The 16167-nt window shown below is 40.6% G+C and carries 11 protein-coding genes and 2 pseudogenes; 7 read left to right on the top strand and 6 right to left on the bottom strand.

Annotation, left to right across the window (positions count from 1 at the left end):
* Positions 1-20: 20 nt before the first annotated feature.
* The 6 genes from tcuB to AAC388_RS14840 form a co-directional block, all read right to left on the bottom strand.
* Positions 21-1154 carry a tricarballylate utilization 4Fe-4S protein TcuB gene (gene tcuB / locus AAC388_RS14865; RefSeq protein ID WP_017481262.1) on the bottom strand — a complete coding sequence of 378 codons (1134 nt, stop codon included), beginning with the start codon at positions 1152-1154 and terminating at the stop codon, positions 21-23.
* On the bottom strand, positions 1144-2550 hold the full coding sequence (gene tcuA / locus AAC388_RS14860) for an FAD-dependent tricarballylate dehydrogenase TcuA (protein WP_068930807.1): 1407 nt from the start codon (positions 2548-2550) through the stop codon (positions 1144-1146). Before tcuA ends, tcuB begins: the two co-directional genes overlap by 11 nt.
* Positions 2551-2653: 103 nt before the next feature.
* Positions 2654-3583, bottom strand: coding sequence for a LysR substrate-binding domain-containing protein (locus AAC388_RS14855; RefSeq protein WP_342370863.1), 930 nt, complete (start codon positions 3581-3583; stop codon positions 2654-2656).
* A gap of 132 nt (positions 3584-3715) precedes the next feature.
* The gene (locus AAC388_RS14850) at positions 3716-4510 is read right to left on the bottom strand and encodes a substrate-binding domain-containing protein (RefSeq protein ID WP_032036850.1); all 795 of its coding nucleotides are present in this window, start codon (positions 4508-4510) and stop codon (positions 3716-3718) included.
* 91 nt (positions 4511-4601) lie between these two features.
* Positions 4602-5912, bottom strand: a complete 1311-nt coding sequence (locus AAC388_RS14845) for an MFS transporter (protein WP_017387501.1) — start codon at positions 5910-5912, stop codon at positions 4602-4604.
* Positions 5913-6189: 277 nt separating this feature from the next.
* Positions 6190-7119 (bottom strand): LysR family transcriptional regulator, encoded by a 930-nt coding sequence (locus AAC388_RS14840; protein ID WP_005071169.1) that lies wholly within the window; start codon positions 7117-7119, stop codon positions 6190-6192.
* 792 nt (positions 7120-7911) lie between these two features.
* Between AAC388_RS14840 and AAC388_RS14835 the strand changes: the two are divergent.
* The 7 genes and pseudogenes from AAC388_RS14835 to AAC388_RS14805 all read left to right on the top strand — a co-directional run bounded on the left by AAC388_RS14835 (position 7912) and on the right by AAC388_RS14805 (position 16136).
* Positions 7912-8963, top strand: a pseudogene (locus tag AAC388_RS14835) (tripartite tricarboxylate transporter substrate binding protein).
* A gap of 53 nt (positions 8964-9016) precedes the next feature.
* Positions 9017-9463 carry a tripartite tricarboxylate transporter TctB family protein gene (locus AAC388_RS14830; protein WP_078224226.1) on the top strand — a complete coding sequence of 149 codons (447 nt, stop codon included), beginning with the start codon at positions 9017-9019 and terminating at the stop codon, positions 9461-9463.
* Positions 9464-9475: 12 nt separating this feature from the next.
* The gene (locus tag AAC388_RS14825; RefSeq protein WP_000382837.1) at positions 9476-10975 is read left to right on the top strand and encodes a tripartite tricarboxylate transporter permease; all 1500 of its coding nucleotides are present in this window, start codon (positions 9476-9478) and stop codon (positions 10973-10975) included.
* 49 nt (positions 10976-11024) lie between these two features.
* Positions 11025-12071: an AbrB family transcriptional regulator gene (locus tag AAC388_RS14820; protein ID WP_033848187.1), complete on the top strand. Its 1047-nt coding sequence runs from the start codon at positions 11025-11027 to the stop codon at positions 12069-12071.
* Between the two features lie 110 nt (positions 12072-12181).
* A pseudogene (locus AAC388_RS14815) lies at positions 12182-13434 on the top strand (DcaP family trimeric outer membrane transporter).
* Positions 13435-13831: 397 nt separating this feature from the next.
* Positions 13832-15217, top strand: coding sequence for a long-chain fatty acid transporter (locus AAC388_RS14810; RefSeq protein WP_342370862.1), 1386 nt, complete (start codon positions 13832-13834; stop codon positions 15215-15217).
* 31 nt (positions 15218-15248) lie between these two features.
* Complete coding sequence (locus AAC388_RS14805; RefSeq protein ID WP_284091539.1) at positions 15249-16136, top strand: bile acid:sodium symporter family protein; 888 nt, start codon at positions 15249-15251, stop codon at positions 16134-16136.
* Positions 16137-16167 lie beyond the last annotated feature (31 nt).

Raw genomic sequence — 16167 nt, 5'->3', positions numbered from 1 at the left:
GTGAATACTTTTGAATGAAATTATGATTTCTTGGAAATACGTTCTTCGATGGCAAATTTGAGTAAAGAAGCACTGCGGTAAAAACCGTGTGCGAACTTACCAAATGGCATGGTAATAAAGAAAGTCATGACAGTGGCTAAATGGAAAATCAGTAAAAGTGCCATGTAAGGGGTATTGCGAAATGCCATAAGTGCTAGCCCTGAAGCACTAACGATAAGTAGAAGGAAAATAAAGCCTCGATCTACAGGTTTTTGCTCACGGTCACCATGCAACGGATGACGTTTAAGATTTAAATAGAGTAAGCCAGCAGGCCCGACAACTAAGCCAATTCCACCTAAAGTGCCTAAAATCACAGGCAAGCTTAGGTAAGGATAAGGTGCATGTAGGTCAAGAAAATAGTGATATAAAGTCGCTACACCTGTAGCTGCAAAGCAGAGCATAAAGCCATAAAAAGTTAGGTGATGGAACACACGGCGGATTTGTGTGTAACGGTCATCTTGCTCATTACAGCCTTTACCATGACCGCCATCTAAATATTTAAGTGTTAATACATTTTGAGTGGCTTGAACCAGATCGGGTTTCTCAACTTTGCCATAAATGACTTTAGAGGTTTGTCGCCAGAATTTGCTAATTCCAATACCGAGTAAAACAATCGCAACTGTAAAGGTCGCTCCAAACAATAGTGCTAAAAAGTTATGCGGGAAAATCGCATAGAAATTACCTTGGTAGCCTGCAAATAAGTCAGTGCCTTTGTACCACACCACAGCTAACATGCAAAAAAAGAAAATAAGTGTTAAAGCCGAGACAAAAGGAATACCTACAGACTTATAAAGTCGACCTAAAGGCTGAGGGGTCGCAAATTCTTGATAAGTTTCTAAACGTACTTGTGCCATCGCTTTAGGAATGTTTACCCCAAACTCATGAGGTGGGGCATACTGGCAAGCATGTAAACACGCACCACAGTTATGGCAGAGGTTTGCGAGGTAATGAATATCGGCTTGGTTAAACTCAAGACGTTTGGTCATGGCCGCAAATACAGCGCAAAAAGACTCACAGTAGCGACAAGCATTACAAATCTGTAGGGCTCTTTGGACTTCTTGCTCATGGTCAGAGAGCTGAACAACTGGAATTAGGGCTTTGCTATTAGCATTCATGTTCAACTCCTTGTGAAAGTGCATAGTGGGCGGCATTTTTTCCGGCAATTCGCCCAAACGTCGTTCCGATCGACATACCAACGCCTGCGGTATAACCCTGACCAAGTACGTTACCTGCCATCATTTCACCTGCGACAAACAGGTTGCTGCTTGGCTTATTGTTAAAACGCACAGCAGCATCGTCTTCTACTTTTAAACCTAAATAGGTAAAGGTAATGCCGGGTTTAAGGGCATAGGCATAGAAGGGTGGCTGGTCAAGAGGAACGGCCCAATGAGTTTTATTGGGAACAATATTTTCGGTGGTACAGTCATCTAAAACAGTATGGTTAAAGGTGCCTTGCACACAGGCTTGATTAAATTCTTCTACGGTATGGCACAAGGTTTTGGCATCTAGCCCGATTTTTTCGGCTAACTCTTGAATGCTATTTGCTTTTACACCAGCAAATACAGGGGGCATAAAGCGACCAATGGCTTTTGAATCAATAATCGAATAAGCAATTTGCTGGGGTTGTTTAGCAACAAGACGGCCCCAAATCGCATAACGTTTTGGCCAGAAGTCTTCGCCTTCATCATAAAAACGTTCGGCTTTGTTATTGACCACAATTCCCAAGGAAACGCAGTCAATACGAGTACAAATACCACCGTCATATAACGGTGCGCGTGCATCTACGGCGACACAGTGCGATTGCGATGGGTCACCAATAATATCGGCACCTTGATCTATCATAAATTTAAGCAAGTTGCCTTGATTAAAGCGGGTACCACGAATAATGAAATTATCGGCAGGCCATTCGCCGTTTTCATTTTGTCCCCATGCTTCTCTTAGCCACTCCAAATTTGATTCAAAACCACCTGCGGCCAATACACAGCTTTTTGCTTTAAACACACGGCCATCTTCAGCAATTGCAGCTTCAAAATGTCCTTGATTTAACTTTAGATCTTTAATTTTTGTGTTGTATAAAATTTCGATACCAAGCTCTTGGGCACTACGGTAATACGCATTAATGAGGGCTTTACCACCACCCATAAAAAAGGCATTGGTACGTGCAACATGTAAAGCACCCGATAACGGCGGCTGAAAATTCACACCATGTTTACGCATCCAGTCGCGGCAGGTCGCCGTGCTACGAATGACCAGACGGGCTAAGTGCTCATTGGTTTTGCCTGCAGTCACTTTAAGTAGGTCTTGCCAATATTCTTCTTCAGGATAGGCATCAACCAATACATCTTGAGGAGCATCATGCATGCAGCGAAGGTTACGAGTGTGTTGTGAGTTACCACCACGCCATTCTTTAGGTGCTGCTTCTAGCACAAGCACAGAAGCGCCACTTTCTTTTGCCGTGAGCGCGGCACACAGTGCGGCATTCCCACCACCAATTACAATCACATCATGCATGGATTTCTCCCTTTCTCAGCTAGGGCTAATGTAGCTTTAAAAGGAAAGGTGAAGTGAGAGGCTAAGCTTGAATGGGTGTTTAGTAAAAATAAACACTAAGCGCTTAAGTATTTATGAGTTCCGCACCGGGCCAGCGTTTTTCATTAATCAAGTTGCTTACACAGGCGCGAATCACTACTTTGGTGGCTAAAGTAGCAGGTGAGATTTCTTCTTCAGAAAGACTAATTAAATAGTTAATACGCTCAATTGCAGGTTCTACAATGCGCAGTAAACATAAGTCTTGCCGCGAGTTTAACGATGCACCCGCAGGTTGAATGGTTGCCATTTCGAGTTGGCTAATGCTTTCCATTAACAAATGCAGCCCATCAATTTCATAGGTCACTTTAAGTTGATGAATTTTCTGTTCGAGCAACAAGCGCAGCCCATGTCGTTGACTCGGTAAAATCAGGGGAAGTTCTTTAAGCTGCGAATGAGTAATGGTCTGAGTATCGATACAGCTTTCAAGGTGGTACTGACTCAACACTTCTTTAGGCGAGATTAAAAACATCTGTTCTTTGACTAAAGGCTGTATGGCCCACTGTGGGTCGACATCGTCACTAAAGATGATGGCAACATCGAGTTGCCTTGCATTCACTAAGGCCTTGAGGTCCCCCGATAACCCTTCAATTAAACGGACTTTAATGTCTGGGTAGCGATTTCTCATGAGTTTTAAAAAATGTGTGCCAATAACAGCCGCAACACTCGGTGAAAAACCGACGGTGACGTGACCACTTAAACGTGAAGAGTGTGCAGAATCTACAGCATGGTCTAGGTGTCTAAGTGCCAGTTGCACCTGTTGAAAAAAAGCTAAACCCGCAGGGGTGGGAACCGTACCCAAAGCGGTACGTTGTAAAAGGCGAATAGAAAGCTCGCTTTCTAATTTTGAGATTTGCTGGCTTAATGCAGAAGTTCCAATATCGAGATTTTTTGCAGCTTTACCCAAGCTTCCTGACTCGATCACTGCAATAAAATACTTTAATTGTTTAAGTTCCACGGCAAATACTACATTAACCTTTATGGATTAATTCTACACTGGTTTATCGCTATAGATTTTGTTCTATTGCTTTGAGTAAACCACTAAAAGAGAAAAGGCAACATCACCTCAAGATGTTGCCTTTTAGAGCTTTTATTCTTTAACCTGCTCAAGACCCTGTTCTTCAATAATTTGTGTTGCTTGTGGCGATTTCACAAATTTAATTAACTCTTTTGCGACTTTTGCATGTTCCGAGTTTTTACCAATGCCTGCCGCAAATACCGTCACTTTTTGATAAGGTGCAGGGATTGGGCCGACTAATTCAACTTGACCATATTTGCCAGTAAAAGGTTTGATTTCACTAATTTGCTGGAAACCAATATCAAACTGGCCTTCGGCGATACGTTTTGCAACGCGGTCACCAACTACTTTTTCTGCCTTACTCGAAATTACTTTGTACTCGACAGGCGGGAAGCTTGGGAAAACATCTTTTTCAAGATGCGTACCACTCGCACTTGCTGAATAGCCTATGTGCTTGGCATTTAATAAAACTTTTTCAAATTTTTCTGCAGAGCTGATATCTGGCTTTGGTGCACCTTTAGGTACAGCCATGCCAATGCTTGAATTCACTAAAGCACTTTGTGAATTGGGGTCTACATAACCCTTTTCTGCGAGCTTGTTGAGTTCAGGTGCAGCCAAGACCACCACATCAAAACGTTCACCACGATCGAGTCGATTTGGAATTGCAGTTGGTGATGCACCCATTGATGAACCAGACGAGAGATGCACAGTATGACCTGTTTGTTTTTCAAATAATGGAATGAGTTTTTCCATAGATGAATAAAAACCACCTGAGCTAATCACTTCGATTGTATCTGCGTTAGCAAGAGTTGAGCCTAAGCCAGCACCAGCTAGGCAAATGGTCATGAAGATAGGGGACTTTTTCATAGTATCTCGCTTTAATGACAGGAGAACACAGTACGGAGATTTAAGATCTGCCGTACTGTTCATTAAAATTTCAGGTTAAGTAGTAGTTGTTTTAAGCGCTAATTTTTGCAGGTTCAGCAATCGCGTCAGTATTTTTCTGTTTAGAACCGCGGCATAGATACAAGCTTGAGATAAGGCTACAGACTGCAGCAAGCATGAGCCAGAAAGCAGGGGTACTTGGGTTGCCTGTGTTTTCGACAAGGAAGGTACAAGCCATTGGTGTCATACCACCAAAAATAGCGGCTGCAAGGCTGAATGCTAAAGAGAAACCAACTGTACGCACACGTTTCGGCATCACTTCTGCAAGGGTTGCGACCATGGTTCCGTTGTACATACCAAAGAAGAACGAGAAGTAAGCAAGCGTAATTAGAAGGTTTGAGAAGCTAATGTTGCTCACTAACCAACTTAAAACCGGATAACTTGTAAAGAGAGCAAGTGTGGTAATGCCGACTAGTACTGGACGACGGCCAATTTTGTCTGAAAGCAAACCACCCATTGGTAACCAGAAGAAATTAGACAAACCAACAAACACTGTTGCTAAAAGGCTATCTGTTACTGACATTTCTAAAGTACGTTTTGCATACACTGTGGTGTAAACCGTAATAAAGTAGAAAGTGGTCGTCGTCATGGCACTCATCATCATGCCTGCAAGGACGATGCGCCAGTTGCTCGCCAGTGTGCTGAAAATTTCTTTTGTTGAAGGATGGGTCTTTTGCGATTTAAAGTCTTCAGTTTCCTCTAACGTACGACGGAACAAGAAGATTAAAGGAATAATCAAACAACCGATTAAGAACGGAATACGCCAGCCCCATTCACCCACTTGAGCCGTAGTTAAGATGGTGTTGAGCCAGTAGCCAAGTAGTGCGGCAAACACAACAGCAACTTGTTGGCTGCCAGACTGCCAGCTTGTGATAAATCCGCGATTTTTATCCGTTGCAATCTCTGCGAGATAAATAGAAACACCGCCAGATTCAACACCTGCCGAGAAGCCTTGTAATAGACGTCCAATCACCACCAAAATCGGCGCAATAATACCTATGGTTTCATAACCTGGTACAAAGGTAATTAAGATGGTTCCGATGGCCATAAGACTTAAAGTAACAATAAGACCCTTACGTCGACCAACTCTGTCGACATAAGCGCCCAAGAAAATAGCGCCGAGAGGACGCATAAGAAAACCCGCAGCAAATACGGTAAATGTCATCATTAAAGAGACATATTCATTTTCAGAGTGGAAAAATTTTGCCGCGATATAAGTGGCATAGAAACCAAAAAGAAAAAAGTCGTACTGCTCTAAAAAGTTGCCACTCGTTACATTTAATATTTTTTTAAAAGTAGCCCTACGGTTATTCACGACATCCATTGGAGACCTCCTTGGCCTGACAAAATGGAAACATTCACGATTTTCGAGGCTGGACCTAAATTGATTCAATCAATAAATCTAAAGAGCAAATGGGTTAGAGATGAGATTTAGCGAGGTCCTTTGCAGAAAATGTGATGCCTTGTTTCCAGTTCAAACTACACATCTATATTTCGATAAGCAGAAAACCACTTATCATTCGGACGAAAATGTAATCTCAAAAAGCAGGAGGGAGTGAGAGGGCAAAATTAATTAGGTATTTAATAAAATTAATGACTCTTTATAAAATAATTTCAGAACATGGCCAAATCTGGTTTTGAATCAAATCTTTCACACAGGCTTTAATGGCTGACTTTGCGGCAAGTGCGGCAGGTGATAATTCTTCTTCGGCAAGGCTTACCAAGTAATTGATTCGTTCAACTTCAGGGTCTACTAACTTGAGTAATTGAAGCTTATGTTTGTACTCTTGCAGACAAGCGCTACCTGGGCGGACGCTGGCAAGGTCGAGGTGAATTAGACTGTCCATGAGTAAGTGTAGGCCATCAATTTCATAGACGACATTAAGCTGACCAATCTTGTGCTCAAGCAACTTTCTTAAGCTATGGCGCTGACGTGGTAATACTAAAGGAAGGTCTCCAATTTGTTGAGACTGAATCACACCACTTTTGATGCAATCGGCAAGACCATATTCTTCTAGCACTTCCTTTCGTGCCATTAAATACATTTGCTCGCGTACCAAGGGTTGAATTGACCACTGTTTATCAATTTCATTGGTAAAAATAATGGCGATATCGAGCTGACGCGAGTTAATGGATTGAATTAGATTCCCCGATAGCGTTTCCACAATCTCTAAACGAATATCTGGGTAACGTTCAGACATTAGTTTCATTAAAGGGATGCCAATCAAAGCAGTAATGGTCGGTGGAAAGCCAAGGCTGACATGTCCAGACAGTCGTGCAGAATGAGCAGCATCTACCGCGAAGTTCACTTGACGTAAAATAAGTTGAGAATGTTTTAAAAAGGCGAGACCTGCTGGAGTAGGGGTTACACCAAAGGCATTACGCTGTAATAGGCGAATGCTTAGCTCTTGTTCTAATTTACTAATTTGCTGGCTAATAGCAGAAGCACCCACATCGAGTTTTTGGGCAGCTTTACCAATACTACCTGCTTCAACCACAGTCAAAAAATACTTTATTTGTTTGATTTCCATAATAAATGTGTTCGCTCATCATCCTTGATTTAATTTGTACAGATATGAAGGATTGGGAAATCTATCATGCACTTTAATATTAACAGCAATCCATAAAAAAGATCTTTAATTTGATATTCTAAAAACAATAAAAACGATCTTTTTCAACTTTAATATAAAAATTTCTCCTCTAACTTTTATTTATTATTACGATAAATTTACCCTTAAATTTTCAGTCTCTCCCATGCTCTTTTCTTAGAGTTTTAACCTATTTAATTTTACTAATGCCCCCTTTAATTTATTGGTATCACGATGTTTTCTTGATCTGTGCTTTAATCTTTTCAAATGAGAAAAGGAGAGCATTAAATGCATGAAGCATTAAAAAATATGATGGATTTTCAAATTATGAAGAAGAGTAACTGATTCAATAACTATTGGAAAAATATATGAGGATTTCGCTCATTTGATCAGAAGGGAAGATTGGGTAAACAGGGTTATTGATTTGAACATTAAACGTTACCCATAGCATGGATATGCAAAAGACAACACAATGGATTATTTTTTACTATCTTATTGTTATTCATCAGTATTATTTAACCGTAGCATTTCAGGATATTTTTGCAAAGGTTTTAATTCTCATTATAGATCTGGTGATTGTCCTAACTTTCCCTCTCCTTAGCTATTTCTTTCAGTCGATTGATTCGTAATTTTTATAGTAACGCTGCATTACAGAAGTTCGCTGTGAAAAGCGCATTTCAAACATAAGACCAAAACTAAAAACCGATAAGCATGATCGTGCCAAGGAGGTCGATTATGGAGATTGGTAAAAATCAAAATATGAATAGAGCAAACGTTATAAGGATGTATGTAACATGAAAAATTTAACTTTACTCGCATTAACATGCGTCAGTGTGACAATGGCTGGGTGTGGTTCAGGAAATGCTTCTAAAGAGGCGGGTCAGCCAAAACGTCCGGAATGTATAGCCCCAGCCAAGCCGGGTGGCGGGTTTGATATGACCTGTAAATTGATTCAATCTGGCTTTAAACAAACAGACCAGCTCAAAGATCCAATACGCGTAACCTATATGCCGGGTGGGGTAGGTGCCGTAGCCTATAACAAAATCGTAAACAGTGATCCTGCGAATAATAATGCCGTGGTTGCATTTTCCACTGGTTCACTCTTGAACTTAGCACAAGGAAAATTCGGACACTTCACTGAAAAAGATGTGAAATGGTTGTCTGGCGTCGCCGTCGATTATGGTCTGGTTTCGGTACATAAAGACTCACCATTGAAAAACCTTGATGACTTGATGAAAGCACTCAGAGAAAACCCAAAAGCACTTAGCTTTGGTGGTGCCGGAAGTGTGGGCGGTCAAGACTGGATGCAAACAGCAATGTTGGCAAAAAAAGCAGGTATTAGTCCTGCCGATTTAAGATTTGTTGCACTTGAAGGCGGTGGGGAAGTGCTGACTTCATTACTGGGACAGCATATTCAAGTTGGGGTAGGCAATATTAGTGAAGTCAGTTCATACCTAGAGTCTGGTGATATTCGGGTATTGGCAGTTTTTGCTAACAAGCGTTTAGACGGGAAGTTCTCAAAATTACCTACTGCAAAAGAGCAAGGCTATGACATTGAGTGGCCGGTGATCCGTGGTTTCTATATGGGGCCAAAGGTCAGTGATGAAGCTTATGGTTGGTGGAAAAATGCCTTCGATAAAATGATGGCTAACCAGAAATTTGACGCAGTCCGTGAAAATCAGGATCTACTCCCATTTCAGCTGACAGGTGAAGAACTCACTGCTTATGTTTATAAACAGACCGCGGAAATGCGGCAGTTATCGCAAGAATATAAATTATCACAATAACAAATCGGCTGGGTTGAGAAACTATTTTCAGCTCAGTTTTTTTCTGAGGATAGATGATGAAATCTGAACGGATTCTTACCGCCATTATTACGGTTTGTGGGTTATTTTTGTTGATTTATGCGAGCAATTTTGAAGCCCCAATTTCCTACGATCCAGTGGGCCCTAAAGCTTTTCCTATTTTATTAATGGGCTTAATTACCGCGAGTGCAGCGTATCTCACTATTCGACCGGCCATTATGTTTGAACCCGTGGAATTGGGATGGACAAAACATCTAGTCGTTAAGTTAGTGTTGTGTGTGGTGGCTTTAACGCTATATGCATTAGTTTTTGAATGGCTCGGCTTTATTGTTGCGACCCTGTTGATGACCATTGCAGTGGGCAAACTTTTCCATGGCAAAACCATACCGGTTTTGGTGACAGGTTTGGTACTTAGTATGAGTACCTACTATATGTTTGACCGTTTCTTGGATGTGCCGTTACCACTTGGATTTTTTGGTTAAGGATGACCCGCTATGGATGTATTAAGTTTTTTAATGATGGGGTTTGAGGTTGCTTTACAACCACAGAATCTTTTAATTGCTTTGATTGGCGCATTTATTGGAACGATTGTTGGCTTATTACCGGGGTTAGGTCCAATTAATGGTGTGGCAATTTTATTGCCGTTTGCTTACGCTTTGGGTTTACCCGTAGATAGTGCCTTGATTTTATTGGCAGCAGTTTATTTGGGCTGTGAATATGGCGGACGTATTTCAGCGATTCTGTTAAACGTACCCGGAGATGCTGGAGCCATTATGACCACGTTAGATGGTTATCCATTGGCACAGCAAGGTAAGGCAGGAATTGCATTGTCTTTGTCATCGGTTAGTTCCTTTGTTGGGAGTACTGTCGCCTTTATTGGGATTGTGTTGTTTGCTCCTATATTGGCGAAATGGGCAATTGCGTTTGGACCTGCTGAATATTTTGCTTTGATGGTCTTTGCAATTGTTTGTTTAACTGGTCTGGTCAGTACGCAGCCTTTTAAAACTTTAATTATGGCACTCATGGGCCTAGCACTTTCAACTGTGGGAATGGATGCAATTACAGGTGTATATCGCTTTACCTTTAACAGTGTGGGTTTAAGTGACGGTATTGCTTTTACTACTTTGGTTATTGGCCTATTTAGTGTAAGCGAAATCCTATTAATGCTCGAACGTACGACAATTGGTCAAGTTGCCTTAAAACAAGGAAAGCGTTCTCTTTTTAATCTTAAAGAGTTCTTTTTCTCGTTGGTTGCTATTATCCGTAGTTCAGTGATTGGTTTCTTCTTGGGCATTCTTCCAGGAGCAGGTGCAACCGTTGCAAGTGCGATGGCCTATACCACTGAACGTAAAATGGCAAAGGATAGTAGCAAGTTTGGTAAAGGTGATTTACGTGGGCTTGCTGCACCAGAAAGTGCGAATAACGCAGCCGCTTGTGGTTCATTTGTACCTATGTTGACACTAGGTGTGCCGGGCTCGGGGACGACTGCGGTCATGATGGGCGCATTGCTTATGTACAACATCGCACCAGGTCCGCAGTTATTTGTTCAGCAACCTGTATTGGTGTGGTCGCTGATTGCATCGCTTATGGTGGGTAATATCATTCTGTTGGTATTGAACTTGCCATTGGTCGGCTTCTTTGCCCGCATGCTGAGTATTCCTAATTACATTCTGATCCCGATCATCGCAAGTGTGAGTTTTGTTGGTGTGTATGCTATTCATAGCAATATCTTTGACTTGCTGTTATGTATGGGCTTAGGTGTATGTGGATATATTCTCAGAAAATTTGATTTTCCCTTAGCTCCACTGATTCTTGGTTTTGTACTTGGCGAATTAATGGAATCGAATCTGCGCCGTGCACTCTCAATTTCTCAAGGGGAACTTGATGTCTTATGGAGCAGTAACATTAGTATAGGACTTTGGATCATGTCAGGATTATTATTGATCTTGCCAATCGTTCGTAAATACTTGTTTATCAAAAAGCAACAAGCTTAAAAGGACAGCAATAATAGTCAGCATTGGTTGACTATTATTGCTCTGAATTATGGAAAAAATAAGCTCAAATCTCAAAGGATTAGCAATTGCTCTGGTCGGAGCTTTAATTGCCAAATATTTGCATATTCCCTTGCCTTGGTTGCTTGGACCTTTATTGACGGCTTTATTGTTCGGTAGTGTTGGTCATCCACTTGCCTGTGATCCCCAGTGGCGACGCATAGGGCAGGTCATTATTGGTATGGCTTTAGGCCTATACTTTTCACCAGCTTTGGTACAGGCAGTGGCAGCATATTGGGGCTTTATCCTCATAGGTTTGGCATGGTCACTTGTGTTGGGTACGTTGCTGGCTGGATTGCAATATCGAGTTAATGCCTTGGATTGGGCAACTGCATGGTTTTCTTCTGCGATTGGTAGCGCCAGTGAAATGGTGAATATTGCAGAACGATATCAAGCTCAAGTCGATAAAGTCGTTGCTGCCCATAGTTTGAGAATTGTGATTTTGGTTGTGCTGGTTCCAATTTTTATGGAGCTTTATTTTCATGTCGAATGGACTGGTTTAAAGATACCAGTATCGGATCAATTTAGCTTTTTTCAGGTTGTATTGCTGTTTTGTCTGGCTCTGTTTGTGGGTAAGGTTTTTCAATTTTTTAATCTTTTGAATGCTTGGATTTTGGGGCCACTCGCCATTATTGGGTTATTGTCATTTTGTGGAATACTTCAGATGAAATTGCCTGAATGGTTTACTGCCTTTGGTCAAGTCTGTATTGGCTGGTCATTAGGTAGCAAATTTCCATTTAGCTTTTTAAGGAAAAATAAAAAATTTATTGGAATCACACTGATATTCAATTTACTGGCTTTAGCGCTATCGATCAGCGTTGCTTTATTACTGGTTAATTTAAGTCATACAGAAAAACAAATCTTGATTTTAGGGCTTTCACCCGGAGGCATCGCAGAAATGTCACTGATGGCTAAAGCTCTTGGACTCGCAGTACCCATCGTCGTTTCCTTTCAACTCTCAAGATTAATTTTCGTAATTCTCACTACACGCTTTTTTTATCAATACAGTCTGCAATTGTTTTTTAAATCTAAAAAGTAAGTAAGACATTTTTAAAGAGCTGAAAAAGCGATTTAAGGGGAGACTATATCTACAATTTTTGTAAATGGATGAACAGCACGCTTTTTTGAAATAAAACAAAGGAATGCAAAATGAAATTTAACTCACCTAAGACAGTACTAATCGTTAGCTTGACCACAATTACTACATTTACCCATGCCAATCAGAGCAGTGAACTTGAACAGTTACGTGCTGAAGTGAATGAACTCCGACAAATGCTTCAGGCTCAGCAAGCAATACCTACAAATAGTGTACAGGTCCCACACGTACCTACGGCAAGTGCTATCACGTCGCCTGAAAAAATACTCAAGCTATATTCAAATGGCAAACAAAATCCGGTGCCGATGTTAATTTGTATGGCTTTGTTCGTGCTGATACTGCCTATCAGTTTGAAGGTGCGAAAGGTATGTTTAACCGCATTAATGGTGTGTTACTAGAAGATGATCCTGATAAAAAATCGACTGAAGATCGCTTGGATTCGACCGTCAATGCCTCTCGTATTGGTTTAGATTTTAATACTGCTGTAGGGGAAAAGACGTTAAAAGGGAAAATTGAAATAGATTTTCGTGGTGGGGCAAATAAAGACAATGCCCGTCTGCGACATGTTTATTTAAACTATGATCGGTGGTTGATTGGACAAACGACGTCTACTTTTCTTTCAACTGAAACAGCACCAGAAATGCTAGATTCAAATACCGCATTAGGTGGAGGTACCAACCGTAATCCAATGGTGCGTTATTCAGGGCCACTCAATGCATCAACCTCTTATTTCTTGAGCTTAGAAAAAGGAAATGACGAGAACCGTCTGCCTTTACTGGCAAGTAAATTGAAATATGAATTTGCTACGGACAAAGGTGTAATGACCGCACGTGGTTTGATCCAAGAAGTACGTCTACGCAATGAAAATGATGAAACTAAAATGGGATGGGGTGCAGCATTAGGTCTTCGCTATAAAATCACGCCATCCTTATTATTTAATAGCAACTATTCGCATGTTTCTGGAGATAATAAGTTATTACTGGCAACTTCAGATAATGTCCGTCATATCCAAAATGGAGATGATGTCGAATTAATTGATTTTGATGCATTTCAATTGGGCCTTACTTATCAATTTAATGAAAAGTTAAGGGGCACAATAGGTCATGGTGCATTGATGTATGAAGATAAAGACGTAATAACAAAAGATGCCAATAAAAAGTTACAACAGAGTTGGGCTAATCTGATGTTTAAACCCAATAAACCACTAACTTTTGGGGTTGAATATGTCTATGGTGAACGTAACACTGTAAGCCAGCAAGTAGGGAAAGATAAGCGTATAGAAATGATGGCGAAATATGAATTTTAGATGAAGATTTAGATTACTGATGTCTGTACTATCTTAATCTACAGACTGTATATCCGATAAATTTATAAGCTAAAGCAAAGGTATATAAATATCATCGCTTTAGCTTTTCTAGTTTGGTGCGCCGTGATTTATAGAGATATGAAGGATTGGGAAATCTATCATGCGCTTTAATATTAACAGCAATAAATACAAAAGTTTCTTAAAAAATTATCTGAAAGTTTTAAATCTTTGTCGTCTTTAATCTTGAGTTAAAAGCGAATTATCTCATTTCAGAGAGGCAATCGTATAATTTTTAAATATGGCATCCACAGTCAACGAATTGGCGTTTGGGGCTAAGCACACCACTCAAAATCTAAATAAAGTTAACAATCAAAATAAAAAAATCCAGGATGGATCCATGATTTTTGTAGTAAGAAATAGAACATTAGTATTGGGAATCGCTTCAATTTGTACAAGTGCATTACATGCTGCTGCATTTGATAAAACAGGCCAATCCGTATCAGCATTTTTACAACCGGGAAATTATTTTGAAGCCAGTTTAGGTGTGACAGATACTGATTTAAAAGGAGTGGAATCTGGTACTAACCCTTCACATCAGTCAATTTCCGATATTGCCAATACAGATTATCGGCCGACTGCAGCTTTAAAATTTCAGCTTGCACCGCAGTATTCATTTGGATTGCTTTACGATCAGCCTTTTGGGGCTGACACCGAATATTCAGGTGTAAATGGCTTTGTCGCAACCCCGAAAGACACAGTTATGCTTCCCGGTATTACGACTACAAGCCTTGCAAATGCTACTTCTGGCCAAGTTCCCACAGGAAATGCTAAATCGGAATTTGATATTCAAAGTTTCAGCCTCATTGCGGGATATCAGCCTAATAAAAACTGGAATATTTTTGCAGGGCCGGTTTATCAAACTTTCAAAAGTCAGGTCAATTTAAGAGGCAATGTATTTAGTCTTTATAATGGCTATGACTTTCAAACTAAAACTGTGGGCGATTGGGGTTGGTTAGCTGGACTGGCTTATCAAATTCCTGAAAAGGCCGTTAAAGTTTCGCTTACCTATCGTTCAGCTATTACCCACAAAGTAAACGCAACTGAAAATGCGCCGTTAATTGATATGTTAACGACTCAGCAAGGACGCGATTTAGTTAGCCAACATCTCGACTATATGATTTCTATCGGGCAGATGACCGAGCAAAAGAAAAACTATTTAAATCACATTATTTCAGAGTTACCTAATGGCGAAGGTTCTGGCACAACCAAATTTAAATCTCCAGACTCAGTGAATTTGGAGTTTCAAACGGGTTTACGTCAGGGAACTTTATTGTTCGGTAGCTTGCGTTGGGTAAATTGGAGTGATTTGGCGCTACAACCTTACCGTTTTGGTGAAATTTCAAAAGTTGTCGGGGTGCTATCAACACCGAGCCGTCCAGAAGGGTTTAATTTGGTTCGTTATGACGATGACCAATGGACTTTAAATTTGGGAGTAGGGCAACGTTTTTCACCTAAATGGTTAGGCTCTGTGTCAGTGGGTTGGGACTCTGGTGCAGGTGATAAAGTCTCAACGGGTGGCCCAACCAAGGGATATTACAATTTAGGAATCGGTGCTCAATATAGCCCAACATCCCAATACTTTATTTCTGGTGGTGTGAAATATTACTGGTTAGGCGATGCAAAAGGTCAGCTTGGCGCACAGGCGGGTAGTGACTATTACGTGGGTGAGTTTAAGGACAACCACTCGATTGGGTATGGACTCAAGATTGGTTATAAATTCTAAATAATACAAAAAATTAAAAAGGAAGAAACGAATGGACTCATTGGTAATTACCGTATTCTTACCCATAGCTTTGGCCATTATTATGGCCGGCATGGGACTCGAATTAACCCTCAATGATTTTAAACGTGTTCGTCAGCATCCTAAGGCGGTGTTTGTCGCACTGTTTTGCCAGCTAATCGTTTTGGTGAGCATCGCTTTCCTCATTTGTAAGGTCTTTGTTTTACCTCCAATGATTGCGGTGGGCCTGATATTACTCGCCGCTTCGCCAGGTGGTCCAACTGCAAATTTATATAGCTATTTATATAAAGGTGATATTGCCCTCAACATTACTTTAACTGCCATCAACTCGGTGATTGCCGCTTTTACCTTGCCATTGATTGTTAACTTTGCCTTACAACATTTTGTCGCGAGTGAACAAAATGTTGGGCTACAGTTTTCTAAAATTATTCAGGTATTCGTGATTATTTTAGTTCCCGTCGTGATTGGGATGTTGATCAGACATTTTTCGCCTCATTTAGCAGAGAAGCTAAATAAGCCTGTTCGTGTTTTCGCGATCATATTTCTACTTTTTATTGTTTCACTTGCGATTGCCAAAGATTACCAAAAACTTCTCAATTACATTGGGCTAGTGGGTGGAGCCACCTTACTTTTCTCTATTTGTAGTCTTGCGATTGGTTATTTGGTGCCTCGTTTATTTGGTATTAATAGCTTTCAAGCTAAAGCCTGTGCTTTTGAAATAGGAATTCATAACAGTACCTTAGCTTTAACGATTGCTTTAACTGTTATGGCGAGTTCAGACGCAGCTATGCCGGCAGCCGTGTATTCAATCTTAATGTATGTAATGGCAACTCTATTTGGTACATTGTTGAATCGATTAGAAAAGAAAGAATTAGTTAAAAGAAAAGTACTTATTAATTAGATATGAACATTATTCAAAGAAGGAGCTTAAA

Origin of the sequence: Acinetobacter sp. D009 (assembly GCF_038562025.1) — a bacterium.
Taxonomy (GTDB): Bacteria; Pseudomonadota; Gammaproteobacteria; order Pseudomonadales; family Moraxellaceae; genus Acinetobacter; species Acinetobacter pittii.
This window is presented reverse-complemented; position numbering and strand designations above follow the sequence as displayed.